Below are 5,039 nucleotides of genomic sequence, written 5' to 3' on the forward strand. Positions count from 1 at the left end.
CCCGCAGCATAGCGAGCGCCAGTGCTGTGCCCCAGGCGCCGCCACCAAGCACCGCGACGCGCCAGCCGCTTGGCGTTTTGGCCTGTCCACCGCTCGTGACCGCGTCAGTCATGCCTTGGCACCGCGCCGGCCCGAGCCGACTATCGGGGCAGAGACACTGTCCAGCGGCCAGCGCGAGCGCGGCACGAAGTCGGTGGCATTCTCGCCCGCCATGCCGGCGCGCAGCCGCTCGATGCCGGCCCAGGCGATCATCGCCGCATTGTCGGTGCAGAGCTTTTGCGGCGGTGCCACGAACGCAAAGCCGGCTTCGGAGCACAGGGCTTCCAGCGTCGCCTTGATCGTCCGGTTGGCGGCGACACCGCCGGCGACGACCAGCGCAGGGCTCGCCTTGTCGGGAAATTCCCGGCGGAAACGGGCGAGAGCGCGCGCGACACGGTCGCCCAGCGCATCGGCCACCGCCGCCTGGAAGGAGGCGCAGATGTCGGCGACGTCCTGATCGCTGAGCGGCGCGATCGCCGTCGCCGCCTGGCGCACGGCGGTCTTCAGCCCGGAAAAGGAGAAGTCCGGCTGCGCCGAACCTTTCATCGGGCGCGGGAAGGCGAAGCGGCTGGCATCGCCCTTGGCCGCCGCCTTCTCGACATTCGGTCCGCCCGGATAGGGCAGGCCGAGCATCTTGGCCGTCTTGTCGAAGGCCTCGCCCAGCGCATCGTCGATGGTCGTTGCCCAGCGCTGGTAGTCGCCGACGCCGCGCACCGCGACGATCTGGGTATGGCCGCCGGAAACGAGCAACAGCAGATAAGGAAAATCGAGCCCATCAGTCAGTCTTGCCGTCAGCGCATGGCCTTCGAGATGGTTGATGGCAATCAGCGGCTTGTTGGCGGCGGCAGCGATCGCCTTGGCGGTCATCAGCCCGACGATCAGCCCGCCGACCAGACCCGGCCCGGCCGTGGCGGCGATCGCATCGACCTCGTCGAGCGATACCGCCGAATCGGTCAGCGCCGCCTCGACGATGCCGTCCAGCGCCTCGACATGGGCACGCGCCGCGATCTCGGGCACGACACCGCCGAAGGCCGCATGTTCCTCGATCTGGCTCAGCACCACATTGGACAGGATTTCGGGCGCGGAGCCGCCGTCCAGCGCCACCACGCTGGCGGCTGTCTCGTCGCAACTCGTCTCAATGCCCAGAACGCGGATCAATTCGTCGCTGTCCTCGAAGATTGTGTCGCCGGCTATTCCTATATAGGACAAGGCCGGCCAGGCTTCGCCTGCCGGGGGTTATCACGGACCGCGCGCCATGCAAACTTTGAAAATCGGAACACGTGGCAGCCCGCTGGCGCTCGCCCAGGCGCATGAGACGCAAGCGCGGCTGATGAAGGCGCAGGGCCTTCCCGAAGACGCATTCGAAGTGGTGCCCATCTCGACCAGCGGCGACCGCATCCAGGACCGGCCGCTGTCGGAAGCCGGTGGCAAGGGCCTGTTCACCAAGGAGATCGAGGAAGCGCTGCTCGACGGCCGCATCGACATCGCTGTGCATTCCTCCAAGGACATGCCGACGGTGCTGCCCGATGGACTGGAGCTCTCCACCTTTCTGCCGCGCGAAGACGCGCGCGACGCCTTCATCGGCAAAGCGGTGAAGCGGATCGTCGAGCTCCCGCGTGGCGCCAGGGTCGGCTCGTCGTCGCTGAGGCGCCAGGCACTGATCCGCCGGATGCGGCCCGATCTCGACGTGGTGATGTTCCGCGGCAATGTGCAGACAAGACTGCGCAAGCTGGACGAAGGCGTCGCCGAGGGCACCATTCTCGCCTATGCCGGGCTGAAGCGGCTCGGCCTCGAAAGCGTCATCACCGACCTGATGCCGCTGGACGTCTTCCCGCCGGCGCCGGGCCAGGGCGCGATCGGCATCGAAAGCCGCATCGGCGACGGCGCGGTGGAAAGAATGCTGGCGGCCATCCACGATGTGCCGACCGGCCAGGCATTGGCCTGCGAGCGCGCCTTTCTTGCCGCGCTCGACGGTTCCTGCCGCACGCCGATCGCCGGCCACGCGACCATATCGGGTGAAAAACTGTCTTTCGCCGGTCTGATCATCTCGCCCGACGGCACCGAGTCGCATGAAGTTCGGCTGGACGGCCCGGCCCGGGATGCGGCGGAGATAGGCGCGGAAGCCGCGCGGACGGTGCGCGCCAAGGCCGGCGCAAAATTCTTCGACGGGTGGGCCTGACATGGTCCGCGTCCTGGTGACGAGGCCGAAGCCAGGCGCCTCCCGCACGGTCCGGCGGCTCGAAGCCCAGGGATTTCAGCCCGTCCTGCTGCCGCTGACCGAAACGGTGGCGCTGCCGGTCGAGGCCAGCGTCTTTTCCGCTGCAGCGGTCGCCGTCACCAGCGCCAACGCGGTTCGTCATGCGCCGAAGAAGCTGCTCGCGGCGCTTGCCGCCTTGCCTTGCCATGCCGTCGGCAAAAGGACCGCGGAGGCTTGCCGCGCGGCTGGGTTTCTCTCCGTCGCTGAAGGCCCAGGCGATGCGGGGGCATTGGCCGATGCGATCAGCGGCGAGCTCGCGGGCAAGGACCTCGCCTATCTTTGCGGCCGCGTGCGTTTCCCCGCCTTCGAGGAGCGGCTTGCGACAGCCGGCGTTCGGGTCCGCACGATCGAGACCTACGACACCGTTCGGCTGACCCATACCGATGCAGAGATCGTGACGCGCCTTTCGAACAGGCCGGTCGACGCGGTGCTGCTCTATTCGGCCAGGGCGGCCGAGGCGCTGAGTCCGCTGATCCGCCGGCCCGCCCTGCGTGACCTGTTCGAAAAGGCGGCGTTTCTGGCGCTGTCCGCGCGCGTCGCTAAGGCATTGGACGGGGTCGTCGAGCAAAAGGTCCGCATTGCCTCCCAACCCGACGAGGACGCGCTGCTGGCGCTTTTGTCGCTGCCGGGTTGAGCCGCGTCATCACACCGCCCCTTTTCACCGCTTGGTGATGTGCTAGAGCATCCCCTAGACCCTTTGAACCATCCTCAAGCCAGTTCGCGGAGCCCAAGCATGGTCAAGACGCCGAAGGTGCGACATTCGAAGAGCCGCCGTGAGCCGGTGACCATCGACCTCGAACCCGGCGCCGTCTCGCGAATCACCGACGAGGATGGCGCCAAGGACGAGGCCAACCCGGAACAGACCGACGAGGCGAAGGCGGAGGAAGCGGCCGTCGCCTCGCAGCCGGACGCTCCGGAAGTGCCGATCCACGCCGAGCAGACCGAGATCGAGCCGTGGGAACACGCCGATGCGGCGCAGGCCGGGGCTGACGAGTCTGAAGCCAGGAGCAAGGATGAGGCGGAGGCGCCCTATCCGGGCGGTGAAGAGGCTTCGAAAAGCGAGCCAAAGAATGTCGGCTACGATTTCGAGGATGCTTCGGCGACCAGGACCGGTTCCGCCGCCTCTGCGCCGAAACCGGGCGAGACCCGGAGCGACGATCGTGCGACGTCGGCTTCCGGACGTGCCGGAGTGCGCACCATCGCCGCCGGCCTCATCGGCGGCGTGATCGCTCTCGCCGGCGCCGGTCTCCTGCAGGCGGTCGGCTTGCTCGGCTCGCCGGCCTCCGGTGGACCATCGCTCGACGGCGTCAATAGCGAGATCGCTTCGCTCAAGGGTGAAATCACGGCGCTGAAGGAAACGGGCGATGCCGGCGCCTCGGCCAAGGTTGACGGCCTGTCGTCGGCGCTCGACCAGGTGAAGTCGGATATCGCGGCGCTGAAATCGTCGGCTGGACAAAGCGGCGACGGCACCGCGCTCAAGGCGCTCAACGACAAGGTCGGCCAGATCGAGACCGCAGTTGCCGACCTGCAGAAGGCAGGCAGTGCCGCCCCCGTCGATCTCGGACCGCTCAACGAGAAACTCGCCGGGCTCGACGCGCTGGTGAAATCGGCCGGCGACGCGGCGAAGGCCGAAGACGGCCGGATCGCGGCGCTGGAACAGTCGGTGCAGCAGCTCTCCGGCAAGGTCGAGGCGCAGGCCTCGCAGCCCAAGATCGCGCTGGCGATTGCCGCCTCGGCGCTGAAGGCTGCGCTCGACCGCGGCGCGCCGTTCGCGACGGAGCTCGATACTTTCGCGGCGATCGCGCCAAACGCGCCCGAGCTTGGAGTTCTGCGCGGCTATGCGGAAAAAGGTGTTCCCACCCGTGCCACGATCGCCTCGGAAGCCGATGCCGCTGCCAACGCCATGGTCGAGGCGGCGACTCCGGTCGACCAGAATGCCGGCTTCTTCCAAAGTCTGGTGTCGAGCGCCGAATCGCTGGTCAAGGTACGGCCGGTCGGCGCCGTCGAAGGCAAAGGCGCGCCGGAAACCGTGGCGCGCATGGAGGTGGCGGTCAACCAGGGCGACTATGCCAAGGCGCTCAGCGAATACGACACGCTGCCCGACGCGGCAAAGGCGGCCGGCGCCGATTTTGCCGGCAAACTGAAGGCGAGGCTCGAGGTCGAAAGGCAGATCGAATCGCTGATTGCCGGCGCGACGAAGGCGTGAGGACCATCCGATGATCCGCATCCTCATCTTCCTTGCCGTCGTCTTCGCGCTGGGGCTGGGCTTCGCCTGGCTGGCCGACCGTCCGGGCGAGATGCTCGTCACCTTCAACGGCTACCAGTACCAGGTCACGCTGATGGTGGCGGCGGTGGCGATCGTGGCCGTGGTCGCCGCGGTGATGATCGTCTGGTGGCTGATCAAGTCGCTGTGGAACAGCCCCTATACGATCTCGCGCTATTTCCGGGTGCGCCGCCGTGACCGCGGCTACCAGGCGCTGTCGACCGGCATGATCGCGGCCGGCGCCGGCGACGGCGCACTGGCCCGCAAGAAGACCAAGGAGGCGGCCAAGCTGATCAGCTCCGACCAGGAGCCGCTGATCAATCTGCTCGACGCGCAGGCCTCGCTGCTCGAAGGCGACCACGAAGGCGCGCGGGAGAAGTTCGAGCGCATGCTCGACGATCCGGAAATGCGGCTGCTCGGCCTGCGCGGGCTCTATCTCGAGGCCGAACGGCTGGGCGACCGCAACGCCGCGCGCCACTA

At 67.8% G+C, this 5,039-nt stretch carries 5 protein-coding genes and 1 pseudogene; 4 read left to right on the forward strand and 2 right to left on the reverse strand.

Features of this window, described 5'->3' with window-relative positions:
• Positions 1-112, reverse strand: a pseudogene (locus tag DH10_RS38300) (NAD(P)H-dependent glycerol-3-phosphate dehydrogenase); the annotation flags it as partial.
• Positions 109-1,194, reverse strand: coding sequence for a tRNA (adenosine(37)-N6)-threonylcarbamoyltransferase complex transferase subunit TsaD (gene tsaD, locus DH10_RS24950; protein WP_192385477.1), 1,086 nt, complete (start codon positions 1,192-1,194; stop codon positions 109-111). The pseudogene DH10_RS38300 and the gene tsaD, both read right to left, overlap by 4 nt.
• Positions 1,195-1,294: 100 nt before the next feature.
• Between tsaD and hemC the strand changes: the two genes are divergently transcribed.
• The 4 genes from hemC to DH10_RS24970 all read left to right on the forward strand — a co-directional run.
• Positions 1,295-2,218 carry a hydroxymethylbilane synthase gene (hemC, locus tag DH10_RS24955; RefSeq protein ID WP_192255973.1) on the forward strand — a complete coding sequence of 308 codons (924 nt, stop codon included), beginning with the start codon at positions 1,295-1,297 and terminating at the stop codon, positions 2,216-2,218.
• A 1-nt stretch (position 2,219) separates the two neighbouring features.
• Positions 2,220-2,930, forward strand: a complete 711-nt coding sequence (locus DH10_RS24960; RefSeq protein WP_192255975.1) for a uroporphyrinogen-III synthase — start codon at positions 2,220-2,222, stop codon at positions 2,928-2,930.
• 99 nt (positions 2,931-3,029) lie between these two features.
• Positions 3,030-4,502: a COG4223 family protein gene (locus tag DH10_RS24965; RefSeq protein WP_192255977.1), complete on the forward strand. Its 1,473-nt coding sequence runs from the start codon at positions 3,030-3,032 to the stop codon at positions 4,500-4,502.
• Positions 4,503-4,512: 10 nt separating this feature from the next.
• Positions 4,513-5,039 (forward strand): heme biosynthesis HemY N-terminal domain-containing protein (locus tag DH10_RS24970; RefSeq protein ID WP_281423863.1); only part of this gene is annotated, 527 nt, incomplete at its 3' end.

The sequence above is a fragment of the Mesorhizobium silamurunense genome, from assembly GCF_014843825.1.
Classification (GTDB): domain Bacteria; phylum Pseudomonadota; class Alphaproteobacteria; order Rhizobiales; family Rhizobiaceae; genus Mesorhizobium; species Mesorhizobium silamurunense.

Excerpts from the sequence above, each read along its gene's own strand:
- hemC (WP_192255973.1), top strand. The coding sequence starts at position 1,295 with ATGCAAACTTTGAAAATCGGAACACGTGGCAGCCCGCTGGCGCTCGCC.
- DH10_RS24960 (WP_192255975.1), top strand. The coding sequence starts at position 2,220 with ATGGTCCGCGTCCTGGTGACGAGGCCGAAGCCAGGCGCCTCCCGCACG.
- DH10_RS24965 (WP_192255977.1), top strand. The coding sequence starts at position 3,030 with ATGGTCAAGACGCCGAAGGTGCGACATTCGAAGAGCCGCCGTGAGCCG.